This is a genomic window from Gemmatimonadota bacterium (genome assembly GCA_009838645.1).
Lineage (GTDB): Bacteria > JAAXHH01 > JAAXHH01 > JAAXHH01 > JAAXHH01 > JAAXHH01.
This window is the reverse complement of sequence record VXRC01000012.1, coordinates 25190-40313: the sequence shown is the minus strand read 5'-3', so window position 1 is coordinate 40313 and position 15124 is coordinate 25190. Positions and strand designations below refer to the sequence as shown.

General features: G+C 62.5%; 13 protein-coding genes. 5 read left to right on the top strand and 8 right to left on the bottom strand.

What is annotated here, in order from left to right:
- The first annotated feature begins 75 nt into the window (after nucleotides 1–75).
- From F4Y38_03905 to F4Y38_03890, 4 genes are all read left to right on the top strand, one after another.
- A complete protein-coding gene (locus tag F4Y38_03905) occupies nucleotides 76–1185 on the top strand; it encodes a hypothetical protein (protein ID MXY48428.1) in 1110 nt (369 codons plus the stop codon).
- Between the two features lie 12 nt (nucleotides 1186–1197).
- Nucleotides 1198–2550, top strand: coding sequence for a hypothetical protein (locus F4Y38_03900; GenBank protein ID MXY48427.1), 1353 nt, complete (start codon nucleotides 1198–1200; stop codon nucleotides 2548–2550).
- A 112-nt stretch (nucleotides 2551–2662) separates the two neighbouring features.
- Complete coding sequence (locus F4Y38_03895) at nucleotides 2663–3382, top strand: methyltransferase domain-containing protein (GenBank protein ID MXY48426.1); 720 nt, start codon at nucleotides 2663–2665, stop codon at nucleotides 3380–3382.
- 100 nt (nucleotides 3383–3482) lie between these two features.
- Nucleotides 3483–3947 carry a hypothetical protein gene (locus F4Y38_03890; protein MXY48425.1) on the top strand — a complete coding sequence of 155 codons (465 nt, stop codon included), beginning with the start codon at nucleotides 3483–3485 and terminating at the stop codon, nucleotides 3945–3947.
- Nucleotides 3948–4319: 372 nt separating this feature from the next.
- Here F4Y38_03890 and F4Y38_03885 read toward each other — a convergent pair whose 3' ends face one another.
- Together F4Y38_03885 and F4Y38_03880 are read right to left on the bottom strand one after the other, a co-directional pair.
- Nucleotides 4320–5072 (bottom strand): NAD(P)-dependent oxidoreductase, encoded by a 753-nt coding sequence (locus tag F4Y38_03885; protein ID MXY48424.1) that lies wholly within the window; start codon nucleotides 5070–5072, stop codon nucleotides 4320–4322.
- A gap of 14 nt (nucleotides 5073–5086) precedes the next feature.
- The gene (locus F4Y38_03880; GenBank protein ID MXY48423.1) at nucleotides 5087–6487 is read right to left on the bottom strand and encodes a cysteine--tRNA ligase; all 1401 of its coding nucleotides are present in this window, start codon (nucleotides 6485–6487) and stop codon (nucleotides 5087–5089) included.
- A gap of 323 nt (nucleotides 6488–6810) precedes the next feature.
- Here F4Y38_03880 and F4Y38_03875 point away from each other — a divergent pair, with 323 nt between their 5' ends.
- Entirely contained in the window at nucleotides 6811–7137 is a 327-nt protein-coding gene (locus tag F4Y38_03875) for an XRE family transcriptional regulator (protein MXY48422.1), read from the top strand.
- 53 nt (nucleotides 7138–7190) lie between these two features.
- Here the strand turns inward: F4Y38_03875 and F4Y38_03870 are convergent, their stop codons facing one another.
- The 6 genes from F4Y38_03870 to F4Y38_03845 all read right to left on the bottom strand — a co-directional run bounded on the left by F4Y38_03870 (nucleotide 7191) and on the right by F4Y38_03845 (nucleotide 15061).
- Nucleotides 7191–7979, bottom strand: a complete 789-nt coding sequence (locus F4Y38_03870) for a transporter substrate-binding domain-containing protein (GenBank protein MXY48421.1) — start codon at nucleotides 7977–7979, stop codon at nucleotides 7191–7193.
- A 134-nt stretch (nucleotides 7980–8113) separates the two neighbouring features.
- The gene (locus F4Y38_03865) at nucleotides 8114–8905 is read right to left on the bottom strand and encodes a phytanoyl-CoA dioxygenase family protein (GenBank protein ID MXY48420.1); all 792 of its coding nucleotides are present in this window, start codon (nucleotides 8903–8905) and stop codon (nucleotides 8114–8116) included.
- A gap of 111 nt (nucleotides 8906–9016) precedes the next feature.
- Nucleotides 9017–10153, bottom strand: a complete 1137-nt coding sequence (solA, locus tag F4Y38_03860) for an N-methyl-L-tryptophan oxidase (GenBank protein ID MXY48419.1) — start codon at nucleotides 10151–10153, stop codon at nucleotides 9017–9019.
- Complete coding sequence (locus tag F4Y38_03855; GenBank protein MXY48418.1) at nucleotides 10150–10866, bottom strand: DUF479 domain-containing protein; 717 nt, start codon at nucleotides 10864–10866, stop codon at nucleotides 10150–10152. The genes solA and F4Y38_03855 overlap by 4 nt, the downstream gene beginning before the upstream one ends.
- A 19-nt stretch (nucleotides 10867–10885) precedes the next feature.
- Nucleotides 10886–12109 carry an OsmC family protein gene (locus F4Y38_03850; GenBank protein MXY48417.1) on the bottom strand — a complete coding sequence of 408 codons (1224 nt, stop codon included), beginning with the start codon at nucleotides 12107–12109 and terminating at the stop codon, nucleotides 10886–10888.
- A 39-nt stretch (nucleotides 12110–12148) separates the two neighbouring features.
- Nucleotides 12149–15061 (bottom strand): UPF0182 family protein, encoded by a 2913-nt coding sequence (locus F4Y38_03845; protein ID MXY48416.1) that lies wholly within the window; start codon nucleotides 15059–15061, stop codon nucleotides 12149–12151.
- Between the last annotated feature and the right edge of the window lie 63 nt (nucleotides 15062–15124).

Here is a 15124-nt window from a genome sequence, read left to right as displayed (position 1 = left end):
GCCCGGACGTATATTAGCCTTCAGGCAGGCGATCGATCCTCTCCTCCATGCATCACACCTCCGGAACGGACGCCCATGGGCTACCCGCGCATCGATGGCCGCAGGGTGCATGTTGAACCGCTGGCGGACCGGGAAAGCAAGCATCATATCGACGACATACGCGTCGATCCCGATAGTCCGCTGCCCCCGGCTACATCCCGCCAGGCAGGCCAGATCCAGACGATAGCGGGCCGCATGCGCGCAGCCCGTTCCAGGGGCGCTTCCGTCATGCTGGCCTACGGCGCGCACCTCGTGAAGAACGGGCTTGGTCCCGTGGTCACGCGCATGATGGAAGCGGGCTGGATCACCCACCTGGCCACCAACGGCGCGGGCGTGATCCACGACTGGGAATACGCCTTCCACGGAAGGTCCGAGGAGGACGTGCGCGGCCATGTCGCCCGGGGACGTTTCGGCACGTGGGACGAGACCGGCCGGCATACGGCGCTGGCGGTACTGGCCGGCACGGCGGACGGCCTGGGTTACGGGGAGTCGGTGGGGCGGATGATCGTGGAGGACGGGTACCGCATTCCCGACCCGGCCGAACTTCGGCAGGCCCTCGCGGACTGGTCCGCCGATCCCGCAGACGACGAGGCCATGCCCGCCCGCGCCGACCTCCTGCAGACGATCGTGCGCCACGGAATCGCACCGGGCCGCCACGCCGTCGAACATCCCTACAAGCAACATTCACTGACCGGGAATGCCTGTCGTCTGGGCGTGCCGCTCACCGTGCATCCCGGTATCGGGTACGACATCGTCTATACCCATCCCCTGGCCGGCGGCGCCGCCTACGGTCGGGGCGGGATGATCGATTTCCAGATCTTCGCCGAGGGCGTCTCCCGCATCGACGGCGGCGTGTTCCTGTCCGTCGGCTCCTCGATCATGGCGCCCCAGGTCTTCGAAAAGTCCGTCTCGATCGCCAACAACCTGCGGCGGCAGGACGGGCTCGGACCCGTGCGGCCCCTCATCGCGGTGAACGACCTCACGGCGGAGAACTGGGACTGGAACGCCGGGGAGCCGCCCATGGACGACCCGGCCTACTACAACCGCATGGGCAAGAGTTTCAGCCGCATGGGGGGCGAGCTGATCTATGTCGCGGCCGACAACCGGCTGTTCATCCCCCATCTGTGCCGGCTTTTGACCTCGTAAAAGGAGAACGAAATGGAAGCCTGGATCTTCGTCCACAACCCCCTCGATCGGTACATCTCCGACTACAAGCGGATCTTCGACGCGTGGCAGGACGGGGGCGTCACCGGCATCGTGGTGGGCTATCTCCACTTCGAACGGGACGACGGCACGAGGATGCCTGTTTTAGAGAGCGATCCCGCCGTGTACCGTTCCTTCGGTGTCGATCCGCCCGCGGAGGGAACGCGCGATCCCGAAAAGGAACGCCTTTTCGCCGCCATGCTCGACGACGCCAGGGAAAGGGGCTGGCACATCATCACCTTCGGCGCGGGCCTGGGCGGGGGACAGCGTCCCGTGGAGGAAGACCCATACGGCGTGATCGGCCACGCCGCGACGGTCCAGGACGCCATGAACGCCCTGCCCCAGGCCCACGGGTTCCTCATCGACGGACCGGGGGAGCAACACTACGAGCTGGCCTTCCACCACGGGGGAGAGCTCTTCGAGATACGTCCCGGCGAGGACACGCGCTTCGCCGCCCTGGGGTACGACATGGACCGTTTGCAGCGCGGCATCGAGCACCTGTGGGACCGGTTCCACCAACTCACACCGGCCGAGGTGCGGTACCGCGCGCCGGGCGGCATGCTCGCCGGCATGCAGCTCTTCGACATCAACGAGGACGCCCTGTACTGGCTCCGCGCCCGCCGGGAAACGGCCCTGGGACACATGGCCGCCATAGCCGAACAGGTCGGCAAGCTCAACCGCAGGGTGGAACTCGGCGGCATTCCCCGCACGGCGGCCTTCTCCTCGCTGACCTGCCAGGACTACCACGCCATGGCGTCCTGGTTCGACTTCATCTTCCCCAAGCACTACTACTGGCACCGGGGCTTCGACGGCATGTACGGGACGGTCTCCCGCTGGGTGCAGCGGCTGGGGAAATGGAACCCGTCGCTTACCGAGGAAGACGCCTTCGACGTGGTGAAACTGCTCTTCGGCATCGACCTGCCGGGCGTGCGCACCCTGATGGACATGGAAATGGGGTTTCCCGATGAGTTCTTCTCCACCATCGTGTACGGGGAGACCCGCCGCGCCCTGGAGGCCATCGGCGATACGGACAAGTGCATCTGCTGGGTCTCCACGGGCCGCGCGCCGCACGCGGGCGACGCCATGCCGGCCCGGGACCTGGCCGGTATCCTGAACGCCTCAAGGGAAGCCGGGCTGAAGCGGTTCCTCTTCCATCCCGATCCGGATATCGGCGCGGCCGAGTGGCACATCCTCACCAACATGTGCGGCAACCCCTGGCAGGAGTCCAACGAAGCGGTATATTGGCCGCCCGATACCCCCCGGCTCGATTCCTTCAGTCACACGCGCAAGCCGACGCGGACGGACTAATCGAAAAGCGTGGCGCGGCGGAAGCAGTCGCTGATCGATCACTAAGCGGGCCTCGCGCGCAAGCCGACGCGGACCGACCTGGCCGCCAGGAAACGTCTAAGGAATCACTCTCATGGCGCTGTCGGATTTCACGGGGCCGGACTACATCGACGCGTGGACGGAGGACCTGGATCGGCGCTGGCCCGAGCGGGCGGCGATGGCGGGCTGCGTAGTGCGGACGCTTGTCGAGTGGCGGGGCGAGTGGCGCGAACAGGAACGTCACCAGGCGAAATCGCCCGGGAGTGATCATCACGCAACGATCCGCCTGCTGGAACTGGGGATTGGTGCTGGAGGACTCGCCCACGCTGTGGTTGATGGATTAGCCGACGGTCCCGGAATGAAGCCGCCCGGTACCATTTTATACACGGGGATTGAAATCGAGCCGACGCTGGTCCTACACGTGGACGGACTGCTCGAGGAATCCGGCTACCAAGACGCGCGCATAATTCAAGCTGACCTGAAGGGCGACGCCTGGACCCGAGGGCTCGGCCCCTTCGACGCGATCTTCACCCTTCAGACCCTCCACGACCTCGGCGGCGTCGGCGCCCTCGAAGCTATCTACCGGCAGGCGCACGAACTCCTTGCACCCGGCGGGATCCTGGTCAACGCGGATTTCGTGGTTCCTTTCGAGAAAGACGATCCCGAGCGACCCCGGAGATTGCCCGTTGAGACGCACGAGTACCTGCTTTCCAGCCTGGGATTGGTCGATTTCAGGTGTGGTCTGCAACGGGGGAAGATGGCGTGCGTGTCGGCGAGACGGGGCGAAGTGGACCACCAAGTACTTGACAATTAGCCAATAATGGTGTAACTGATTTAAGTATTCCCGTTTACAGGTAAAGCCTTACTTGAGAGCACAGCACATGTTACATACCACAATGTTTGTAGAACCCGCAATGGCTGAACTGGACAGGATAAAAGATACAGGTACATCTATAAGCAATGCACTTGCAGAAAACGACCAGAGCGACAAAGTCCAGGTTGATGTAGCCGAAGTTGTTCACTGCTTGGTGAAATACTATGACACGTTTTTAGCCAGAACTGTGATAAATATCGAGCAATCACTTTTGCAGTGTCCAGCTGATGAAGAATTCGATCCAGATGAAACCGTAACATGCGGCTTGGAAGAGATGGAAGAGATAACAATTTCACTAATGCAGAAATTGGACAACCTTCCGGAAAATGACAAACTGCCAGAAGGTGCTTACAATCAAGTATCAACTTTCTGTTCAGGTTATGCAAAAAAGTATCAGGAATTGCGGGAGAAAATAGGCATTCATGATGGCTTGGCAAGCCCGGTCATGGCCAGGAAAATCAAAAGCAGGCAAGATCTACTTTCACTTCTGAAAGATGATGAATGAATGTGCCTTTTGCATTGCCTGCGTACTTCAAGGCCACGACGCGGTTTAGACGTGACCCAAAAAACTGTCTGAGCAAGTACAAGAGGAAGTGGCCGAAGCAATTGCGGGAATTGTTAATAGGACTGCCAAGGTAAAGCACAAGCCCAGAAAGCACAAATCCGAAAAAGGTGTTTACATTGTAACGATTAGTGCCTACCGCCTGTTCTATAAACTGATTAAAAGCAAGAATGGCCAACACCAAGGTCTGCTATTACATATAGAACGTCGACCCAAAGCTTACCGACCCAATACCATCCACTGATTAATCCCGCTCTGGCAATGTTTTTGACACAGTCGGTTTACTTGGCAATGTAATTCCACATCCAGATCCCCTCAAATCCCCAGCTTCTTCCGCGCGGACGGCTCCCAGCCCAGGAGTTCGCGGGCCTTCGCCATGTTCATCTCCTCGCAGTCTTCATCTCCGGAAATGAAAAACACCTCGCAGCGGCCGTTGCCGGTCTGATCAAGGAACCTCAAGCCGGCCAGGTAGGCCTCGGCCATGTCCTCCTCGTCGGTGTAGTAGAGCTTCGGCCCGCCGGGCGGGTTCTTGATCCGGTCGATGAACATGGCCCGGTTGCAGGGTCCGGTGATGCGATAGACGAGCAGGCTCATGTCGTACTCGCGGGCGAAGTACCGGCAGATCTCCTCCGTCAAGCCCTTGGTCAGGCCGTAGACGTTGGGGCCGTCCCGGGGCACCTCCTCCTCGGAGGGGTACCAGGTCCGGTGCCGGTTGTGGACGCTCATGGTGCCGGTGTAGATACCCCGCGTGATCCTCATCTCGAAGGCGGTCAGCAGCAGCACGTGATGGCCCAGGCAATTGACCGTGTAGTTGTCGATCACCTGCTCCAGGGTGTGGTGCCGGTCGTGTCCGCCCTGCCCGCCCTTCATCGCCATGGTGATGAATCCGTCCATGCCGTCCAGGGCGCGACGCACCGCTTCCGGGTCGGCGATGGATCCTTCCACGTACTCGACATCGTCGTGCTGGGGAGCGTTGAGGTCCAGCACCCGCAGGTTGTGGTGTGGCTGGAGGTAGGGCGTGATGGCCGTCCCGACGAGACCGGAACCGCCGACCAGCAGCAGGTTCATGGCAGAGGGTCTTGTCAGTTCGCCGCCTCGGTCGCGACGGCCCTGGGGGTGATTTCCGGTCCTTTCGGCGTGTCCTTGATATCGAAACCGGCGGTGATGATCTGATCGCGTAGCGCGTCGGCGTCGGCGTACCGCTTTTCCGCGCGGGCCTGGCGCCGATCCTCGGCAAGGTCCTTGATGTGGTCCGGCACCGTCGCTGCTTCCGGTGCCCACTCGGCCAGGCTCAGCCCCAGTATTTCGTCGAACCGCATGATCGTGGCCTTCTTCAGGCCGTCCGGCAGATCGCTGCGGACCAGGTCCCAGGTGACGGACATGGCGCGGGGCATGTTCAGGTCGCTGTTCACGACTTCGGTAAAACGCTGCATGTAGGTCTCATCGGCCTCAGCGGCGGCCTCGCCCCAGCCATGGACGGCCAGCCGCAATCGGTTCAGCTGCCGCGCGGCGCCTTCGATGCTCTCCCATTTGAAGTTGAGCTTGGACCGGTAACTCGCGCTGAGGCAGAACAGCCGGTAGACGAGGGAGTCGTACCCCCGGTCGATCAGTGTTTGCACCCGCAGGAACCCGCCCGAGGACTTCGCCATCTTGGCGTCTCCCAGTTGCAGGAAGTAGCCGTGCATCCAGAAGTTGGCCAGGCGCGTGCCGTGACAGGCCTCGGTCTGGGCGATCTCGTTGGCGTGGTGCACCGAGATGTGGTCTTCGCCGCCCAGGTGGATATCAAAATAGGGGCCGAGAAACTTGGCGGACATGGCCGAGCACTCGATGTGCCATCCCGGGAACCCGACGCCCCAGGGACTGTCCCATTCCATCTGCCGCTGCTCATCCGGGGGGCTGAACTTCCACAACGCGAAGTCGGTGATGCTGCGCTTCTCCGCCATGTCGACCCGGGCGCCCGCCTCCAGCCCCTCCACGTCCAGGCGGGCGAGATACCCGTAATCAGGCTGCTTCGACGTGTCGAAATAGATCCCGTCGGACGTGCGGTACGTGAATCCCTTGGCTTCAATGCACTGAATCTCCCGGATCTGCTCCTCAATATGGTCAGTCGCCCGGCACCACGTATCCGGTTCGAGGATGTTGAGCCGCCGCATGTCCTCCTTGAAGATCCCGGTGTAGAACTCGGCGATCTCCCAGGCCGTCTTGCCGGCGCGGCGCGCGCCCTCTTCCATCTTGTCCTCGCCGGTGTCCGCGTCGGACGTCAGGTGGCCCACGTCCGTAATGTTCATCACGTGGCGGACCTTGTACCCGTTGAAAACCAGCGCGCGGCGCAGCAGGTCGCCGAACACGTAGGTACGCATGTTGCCGATGTGGGGGAAATCGTAGACCGTGGGGCCGCAGGCGTAGAGCCCCACCTCGTCCGGGGAAAGCGGTTCGAATTCACGCAGGCTGCGGGTGTAGGTGTCGTACAGGACGAGGGGCATGAAACGTGGCTCCGGCGGAATGCGCTACACGGTCATTTTGAGTCTGTACCAGATACGCAGGAGGGCGGGCTATGTCAAGCGGGAATTGGGTGCGTTAGGCATCATCATCGGGTGCGATTTTCATTTCAATGCAATTTCTACGAGGATTTAGCCAAAAATCAGTCTGAGTCAATCAGAACACAAAAAATGATTGTCTAATTATGGGGGTTTCACTATATTCCTATGAACGAACCGATACTCAAACCGATTGAATGGGTGGGCTCCAGCAGATTACAGACCGCAGCGCGACATTATCGGGCAAATTATGTAGGAGACCAAAACCGATGAAATCTCAAAGTGTGAAGATCGAACGCGGTAGTGGTAATGTCTTTGCTGATCTTGGCTTGCCGGATGCCGAAACGCACTTGCTTAAAGCGGAGTTGGTGACGCGGATCGACAGGATCATTCGCCAACGTAGACTGAAGCAGGTCGAGGCGGCGAAGTTGCTCGGCTTGTCTCAACCCGACGTGTCGCGACTGATGAGAGGGGACTTCCGGGAGTACTCCATAGATCGGCTTCTGCGCCTTCTGACCACCCTTGGACGCGATGTCAAAATCGTCATCCGCGAATCAGACACCGGCCGACCTGGAAGACTCAGTGTCGGAACATAAAAACCTTCAACGCGCCAATCTCGACCAATGCGCCAATCTCGACGTAGCGGCGCCTACTGGTCCGCCGCCACATCGTCCTCCCAGTCCAGCGTCTTGAACCAGTAGTCCCGCCGTTCCTTCAGCCATCCGTCCTCGGTCCGCAGCAGAATCCAGTTGTCGAAGAAATTCAGGGCGTCCGTTTCTCCCTGCCGGATCGCGATGGCCTCGGCGCCGCGGTCCAGGGGTTCGTCGAAGGGAATGAACAGCCGGTCGCTGTTGCGCAGCACCTCGTGTTCCGGTTTGGGCGATGAGGCGATGACGGCTTCGGCGTTGCCGTTCAGGACCTCCTGGAAGGCGAGAATGTCGTCGTCGAACTGCTGGATGGTCGCCTGGGGAAAGTTCTTCCGCGCCGCCTGGACCGAGGTCGAGCCGCGGCGTACCGCGATGGTCACGTCGGCGCGATCGTAGTCCTCCTTGCCGACGAGATGGCCCGCCTCATCGCTGCTGGCGGCCAGCAGGAGCTCCGAATGGGAATAGGGCCGGGTGAAATTCACGCTCAGGTTGCGAGCCGGGGTGATTGACATGCCGGCGATGATCACGTCGAACTTCCCGGCGAGGAGTCCGGGGATGATCCCGTCCCAGGCCGTGGGGATGAACTCGATCTCCAGGCCGGCGTCGGCCGCCAGGCGGCTGGCCACGTCGACCTCGAAACCGACCAGTTCCCCCTGCTTGTTGCGCATCGCCCAGGGCACGAAGGTCGATACACCGACACGGATGGTGCCCCGCTGCTTGATCTGGTCGAGCAGACTGGTTCGCGCGGTTTCCGATGCGGAGCCGCAGCCTGAAACGATAAACGCGGCCATGAGCACCGAACAGACAGCGGCCTGGACTCGCTTGCTTTTGAATGTCATGTAGAGGGATCCCCTGGAATGTGTAGGTTATTAGCCGGTGTTCCTCTGTGGCGGATTCCGCCGGCGGTATTGTCGTTGTCGACAGATCATAGCGCGGGACTCAGCGCCCCCTCGCCGAAGATGACGGGGAACGTGTGCCCGGTCCGTGACCGCGTCGCCGCGTCCATGAAGCAAATGCTGAAGGCGCGCCGCGCCGTATTCGTGCGGTTCGTCCCGGAACTGTGCAGCATCCAGTTGTGCATGAGCACGGTTTCGCCGCAGGCCACTTCCATGTTGATGGGTTCGTTCTCGGCCACCGCGGCCTCCGCCTGCTCTTCCGTCAGGAAACCCGACCCGTGGCTCGGATTGATGAGCCGGCGGTGCGAACCGGGGATGATCTTCACGCAGCCGTTCGCTTCCACGGCAGGATCGAGCGCCGTCCAGAGCGTGACGAGGGGGTCGCGGTCCAGGTCGGTCCACCGGTCCTGGTGCCAGACGAGGGGCGTCCCTTCGCCGCTGGGCTTGTTCATGAACATGGCGCGGAAGCAGGCTACCGGCGTATCGGCACCGTAGATCCGCTCGCAGATCGCCTCGAAGATCGGCTTCTGCATGAAGGACAGGTATGCCGGATCGAGTTCCAGGTCCTGGATCTTCCGGTAGCAGAGCGTGGCCCCCTTGTGCCCCCTGCTTTGCGGTCCGGGCCGGTCGCCCCCGCGCTCCGGGTCGCGGTCGAGCTGCATCATGACCCGGCCGTAGTCGATGTCGGCCCGGCCCAGCATGATGTCGTCGATGCGCTCCTGGAGCCGCTCGAGCTCGCCCGGTTCCATCACGCTGCCGAGACGAAGGTAGCCCTGTCGTTCGAATACCGCCCACTGGTCTTCGGTGATCCGGGTATTCATTTTGGTCGCTCCTGTTGGTCGGGAGAGGGGCCTGGATGTGATTCAGGTCGCATGGCCATTCACGGCCCGTTCCGGGTTACGTTGGGATTCCGGGCCTGGTCGCTTTCCAATTTACGCCGAATCTGCAGCCCCAAGCAACCGTTCAAACCGGAAAGCCTTATTGGCGATCGTGTTGGGCTGCCCCAGCGCCGTTTCGGCCAGCCATTCGCCGAAGGCGCAGGAGAACTTGAACCCGCTCCCGCTGAAGCCGCAGCCCACGGTCACGCGGTGGTGTGCCGGATGCCGGTCGAGTACGGGTAGTTCGTCCGCCGTGCGGGTGTACATGCAGATCCGCATGGCCGTGAGCGGACCGTTCGCGTCCGGGATGTACCGCCGCAGGCACGCCCGTACCTCCTCCTCGTCTTTCGGTCGGGCATCGCGGTCCAAATGCTCGGGATCGGACGTCTCCCCGAAAGTGTGCAGCGCCAGCTTGAACCCCGGATGGTCCGGCATCATGGGGAAACCATAGTATTCGCCGTCGCATTCGGGCGCTGGGATCTGCCAGATCGGCAGCGCGCCCACGTCGAAGGACGCGGCGTTCCGCGCGGGCCACACCCAGGCCAGGGGCTGCCGGGAGACTGTCAGGGTGATGCCCAGGCCGGCGATCAGCCTGTCGGTCCAGGAACCGCCGGTAAAGACGACCTGGTCCGCGCCGTAGCGGGCGTGTTCGGTCTCGACCTCCACGCCATGGGCGGTCTCCTTCCAACCGGTCACGGCTTCCCGGCCGTGGATCTTGGCGCCGCGCCTCAGCGCCTGGATGAGGTGGCTCGCGATGCCCAGTTCCGGACGCAGGAGTCCGCCGACCGGATCGTACAGACCGTGGTAGTCGGACTCGAGCGTGAACTGAGGATACCGGTAGGCCACTTCGTCGGCGGTCAGGACCTCGTGGCGGACCTTGTCCCGCAAATGGTCCCACGAGCCCGTGTTGGCCATGCGCAGGTAGCCGGTCGTCACCAGGATCTGCTGGCCGGTCTCGCCCTCGAGCAGCCGCCAGAGCTCGAAGGACCGCTCAATGAAGGGTTCGAAAGGCGTGTCCACGTACACCGCCGTCTTCGTGTGGCGGGAATACCCGTGGGAACTGCCCTGGGCGTGGGGCAGGTCGAAGCGTTCCAGTCCGAGGACCTTCGCGCCCCGGCCGGCGAGGTGGTAGCACGTCGCCGAGCCCATGGCGCCCAGGCCCACCACGATGACGTCGTAGTGGTTCTTCATCGTTCCGCCGCCTCCTCATGGGTCGTGCCGGCAGGTTTCAGCCGCGCTTCTTCGTGGGTGGCGCCGGTCGGTTTGGGCTGTTTTTCCTCATGGATCGTGCCGGCTGGTCCCGGCCGCGTCCCCTCACGAGACTGGCCAGATCCGGTCTCCATGTGCCGGACCAGGTCCGGGAAGAACCGCAGGAACTGCCCTTCCATTTCGTCGTAGTTGGCCTCGAGTTCCTCCACGGAACCCGCCAGCGTGTTGGGACGCCGGAGGCGCATGGACAGGCCGTCCAGCGCCCGGCCGATCCCTGTGATTTCCCGGTAGCCGTGCAGCCAGTCGTACCTCACCATGTGCCGGATCACCCGCGACAGTACCGGCGGCATGTCGCCCCGGTAAGCGCTGAGGAACCCGTAGGTCCGCTTGATGAACGCGGGAAGCGGCTCGTCCGAGAAATCGGTCCAGTGCCGGGCCAGGTAATGGTCGTAGCAGATGTCGACGATGATCCCGGCGAACCGGCGGCGGGAGGGACTGATCAGCGCCTTGCTCTCGCGGACCACGTCGTGACCGTCGGTATAGCGGTCCACGGCCACGTGGCTTCGCATGCCCCGCATGACGGCCCCGTTGTACGGTTGCCGGTCCACGGGTCCCCGGACGAAATCCGCCATCAGGTTCCCCACGCAGGACTCAGGCGTGTCTTCGGCGAAATACAGATGGGCGAGGTAGTTCATGGGTCGTAAAGCCGTGAGCTTACGGTTCGAAGAGCCGGGTCTCCACCAGGATCTCCGAATGGAGCGTCCTGTGCACGGGACAGCGGTTGGCGATTTCGAGCAGGCGCGCCTGCTGTTCACCGGTCAGGTCGCCGATCAGTTCAATGTCGCGCTCGATGCGGTCCACCTTCCCCTCGGTGGTCTCGCAGGTTTCGCACTGGCTGGCGTGGACCTTCGCGTGAGTGAGCCGGACGACGATCTCCTCCAGCGGCCAGGATTTCCGGTCGGCGTACATCCGCAGGGTGATGGACGTGCAGGAACCCAGCGCCCCGAGCAGCAGGTCGTAGGGCGTCCCGCCGCGGTCCGTTCCCCCTACCGATTCGGGTTCGTCCACGGTCAGGTGGTGGCCCGAGGCCACGACCTCGGTATAGTAGTGTTCCCGGCCCGTGCGCACCACCACCTGGCTGCCCGCTGCATCGGGATCGCCGTCCGCCGCGGCGGGCACGTCCAGGTACCGCGTCGCCCACGCCGCGGCGGCGCGGCCCACGTAGAAGGCATCGGCCTCGTTGGACAGCAGGTGATCCGCCTTGTCGAGGGAGAGGAAGCTCTTGGGATGCATGGCGGCCTGGAAGATCCGGGCGGCGTTCTCGATCCCGACTGTCTGGTCAATGGGAGAGTGGCACACCAGCAGGGCGCGGCGCAACCCACGGATCGTCTCTTCCATCCGCGTCTCTTCCAGGTCTTCCAGGAACTGCTTCTTGATCAGGAAGGAACGGCCGGCGAGCGTGACGGTCGCCTGGCCGGACTGTTCGATGGTCTCCCTGGCGTCCCCGATCAGGTGGGCCACATGCTTCGGATCGGCCGGCGCGCCGATGGTCACGACCGCCTTGCAGGAAGGAATGGACCCCGCCGCCTTGAGCACGGCCGCGCCGCCGAGGGAGTGCCCGATCAGGACCCTGGGCGCCTCGTGGTGGGACGCGAGATACCTCGCCGCGGCGACCAGGTCGTCCACGTTGGACGCGAAGCCGGTATCGGAAAAGTCCCCTTCGCTGTCGCCCAGCCCGGTGAAGTCGAACTGCAGCACGGCCATGCCGTGGTCGGACATCTCCTGGCTGATGCGCCGTACGGCGTTCAGGTTCCGGTTGCAGGTGAAACAGTGGGCGAAGAGGGCGTAGGCGACCGGCCTGCCGTCGGGCGGCAGGCTGAGCCGCGCGGCAAGCTGGTCGCCGTGGTCATTGGGAAAGCTGAGCGTCTGAACGGGCATGGCTGTCCCCGGTCTGCCTGGTCCGCGTCCGACCCGTTCCTACTCCAGCTGGCCTGTTTCGTCGGACAGACGGCGAAGGACATTCTCCAGTTGCTGCAGCGAAGCCCCGTAACCGGACCAGTCGCCGGTCTGCAGGTAGTTCTGCGCGTCGTCGAAATGGGATACCGCCCGTTCAGCCAGTTCGTTCAGCGTGGCACGGCGCGTCTCGATGACCTCCCGGCCGTCGACGATCGTCGTGGTCTGCCGGGCCAGCGTGCCCTCGTCGAAGGCGAATATGGACGCCAGGGCCTGGTCGAGGGTCTCCCGCATGGCGATGCGGTTGCCATAGGCGACGATCACGCGCTTGAGTTCGGGCAGGCCGCCCCGGGTGGACCGCTGCCGCAGGTACAACGGCTCGATGTAGAGCAGCGATTCCTGGATCGGCACGACGATGATGTCGCCGCGGATCACCTGGGAGCCCTCCTGGTTCCAGAGGGTGAGCTCCTTCGCGATGTCGGCGTCCTGGGTGATCCTGGCCTCGATCTGCATGGGGCCGTAGACCAGTTCCTGCTTCGGGAAGTTGTAGACCTTGATGCGGCCGTAGAGCGGCGCGTCGCAGTGGGCGGCCATCCAGCCGATCATGTTCTCCTTGTTGGCCGGCGTGAAGGGCAGCAGGAGGAGCATTTCCTCCTTCTCCATCAGGGCCGTCTTCATCACGGCGTAGTACGGGTACACCTGCTGTTCCTGTTCCGCGTACACCTGTTGGGGCACCGCCCACATGTCTTCCTTGTTGTAGAACACCTGGGGATTGCGCATGTGGTAGATGCGGTACATGGCCGCTTGGATGGCGAAGAGGTCGCGGGGATAGCGGATGTGGTCGCGCAGCGTCTGCGGCATCTCGCTCAGCGGCCTGAACAGCGTCGGGAAGATCTTCTGGTACGTCAGCACCATCGGGTCCTCTTCGTCCACGAGGTAGAAATCGGTCTCACCCGAATAGGCGTCGATGACCACCTTCACCGAGTTGCGGATGTAGTTGATGTTCTGCAGCGTGGGCTGGTTCTGTACGAACCTGCGCTGCGGCGGCTGGTTCAGCCCGGGAATGTCCGATTGCGGCCCGGTGCCCAGGTCGCCCTGGTCCGGCATCTGCAACAGGCCGCTGAAACGTTGCGAATAAGGATAGGAACCCGTCGTAGTGTAGGCGTCGATCATCCAGTACAGCTTGCCGTCGGCGATGACCAGGTAGGGATCGTGGTCGTAGTCCAGGAAGGGCGCGATGTTCTCCATCCTGCTCTGCAACTGACGGTAGAACATGACCTGGCTCTCGTCGGTGATGAGCGGACTGATGACGAAATTGACCTCGCTGAAATACCGGGCGAAGGCCAGGCGGCGGAAATAGGAGCTGAGCTCCACCCCGCCGTCGTCCTGGTACCGGCTGAACTTGTTCTCATCGCCCTCCGGATAGTCGAACTCCTCCTGCGTGGTCTTCACGACCGCGTAGGCGTCCATGTTCTCGCCGAAATACAGTTCCGGACGCCGTATAGTGAGGTCGTCGCTGACGGAAACGGGTGGAATGTCCTTGACGAAGAGGTCCGGAAGTCCCTCGGGCGTGGCGGTGTTCACCGGACTCAGGCACAGCCCGTAACCGTGGGTGTAGAAGAGATGCCGGTTCTGCCAGGTGGGCGAAGGAAGCTGGGCGTAGGACAACTCCCGGGCGGCCAGCATGACTTGGCGGTACTCCCCGTCGATGATATACCGGTCCTCGTCCACGTTCGAGAAATCGTAGTAGGTCCGGATCTCCTGGAGCTGCTGGTAGGTCCGGCGCAGCGGACGCTTGTCCTGGATCTTCAGGTTGTTGATAGTCGTGATGTTGGTCTGTATATCCCCGGCCGACAGGTTCTCCTGGATCTGGAAGGGCACCTCGTCGACGCTGTCCAGCCCGTACCCCTGCAGCGTGTAGTCAATGCTGTGCTGGATGTAAGGCGCCTCCCGGTCGTACTCATTCGGTGCCACCAGGAAGTACTGAACGAGTCCGGGATATACCGAACCGACGACCAGGGACGAGACGATCATGCCGCCGATGGCGATGAACGGCAGATTGCGGCGCTGGGAGCGGAGCGTCATCAGGAACAGGCCGGCACAGGCAATGGCCACGAAGAGAAGGATCCACAGCGCGTGCATCCGGGCGTGCAGATCGGTATACCCCGCGCCGAAGGCGAATCCCGATTCGGAAAACAGCAGGCGGTACATGTCGAGCCGGTAGCCCCAGGCCATGAGCAGGAAGACGATGGCGCCCAGGACGCAGATGTGGTTGCGGGCGTACGACCGGATCTGTATGCCGCGCTCTTCGATGGTGACGGCGCCGCGATAAAGATAGTAGAGGGTGACCGCGATGGCCGAGGCCACGACGAGGAGCAGCAGCCAGAACCGGACGAAATGCCAGATCGGCAGCGAGAAGACGAAGAACCCGATGTCGAGATTGAATATGGGATCGGTGGCGCCGAAGGCCTCCTGGTTGAAGAACCGGAGCATGCCGTCCCAGTTGGCCAGGCCGATCAGGCCCATGATGGCGGCAATGACCAGGATGCCGATGATCGTCACGACCTCGATCAGCCTGGAGTTGGAGAAAAGCTGTTCGAGTTCCGACATTTCCTCGTTGAACAGGTGCAGCTCGGTGAGGCGCGTGGAGAAGTACCTCGCCAGGTAGACGTTCGCCCCGAGGCCCACTACCGCGACCAGTCCGAAGACCAGTCCCGTGAAGAACTTGGCGCCGATCGTCGTCCAGAACACGTCGTCGAAGCCCAGTTGGCCGAACCAGAGCGCCTCGACGAAGATGTTGGCCCAGAATCCGCTGAGGATCCACAGACCGATTACGACTGCGGCCGCTATGAAGAGTAATGATCTGAATCTGCCCAAGATATCGCTCCTTGCCCGTTGAGTTGAGGACGGTCCGAGCAATCGGCGCGCCCCCGAAATGGTGTGGCTTTCAACACCCGTGTGTTGCCTTCTGAATCTACTTCAAGTCGGTTCTTGAACCCG

Excerpts from the sequence above, each read along its gene's own strand:
- F4Y38_03905 (MXY48428.1), top strand. The coding sequence starts at position 76 with ATGGGCTACCCGCGCATCGATGGCCGCAGGGTGCATGTTGAACCGCTG.
- F4Y38_03900 (MXY48427.1), top strand. The coding sequence starts at position 1,198 with ATGGAAGCCTGGATCTTCGTCCACAACCCCCTCGATCGGTACATCTCC.
- F4Y38_03895 (MXY48426.1), top strand. The coding sequence starts at position 2,663 with ATGGCGCTGTCGGATTTCACGGGGCCGGACTACATCGACGCGTGGACG.
- F4Y38_03890 (MXY48425.1), top strand. The coding sequence starts at position 3,483 with ATGGCTGAACTGGACAGGATAAAAGATACAGGTACATCTATAAGCAAT.
- F4Y38_03885 (MXY48424.1), bottom strand. The coding sequence starts at position 5,072 with ATGAACCTGCTGCTGGTCGGCGGTTCCGGTCTCGTCGGGACGGCCATC.
- F4Y38_03880 (MXY48423.1), bottom strand. The coding sequence starts at position 6,487 with ATGCCCCTCGTCCTGTACGACACCTACACCCGCAGCCTGCGTGAATTC.
- F4Y38_03875 (MXY48422.1), top strand. The coding sequence starts at position 6,811 with ATGAAATCTCAAAGTGTGAAGATCGAACGCGGTAGTGGTAATGTCTTT.
- F4Y38_03870 (MXY48421.1), bottom strand. The coding sequence starts at position 7,979 with ATGGCCGCGTTTATCGTTTCAGGCTGCGGCTCCGCATCGGAAACCGCG.
- F4Y38_03865 (MXY48420.1), bottom strand. The coding sequence starts at position 8,905 with ATGAATACCCGGATCACCGAAGACCAGTGGGCGGTATTCGAACGACAG.
- solA (MXY48419.1), bottom strand. The coding sequence starts at position 10,153 with ATGAAGAACCACTACGACGTCATCGTGGTGGGCCTGGGCGCCATGGGC.
- F4Y38_03855 (MXY48418.1), bottom strand. The coding sequence starts at position 10,866 with ATGAACTACCTCGCCCATCTGTATTTCGCCGAAGACACGCCTGAGTCC.
- F4Y38_03850 (MXY48417.1), bottom strand. The coding sequence starts at position 12,109 with ATGCCCGTTCAGACGCTCAGCTTTCCCAATGACCACGGCGACCAGCTT.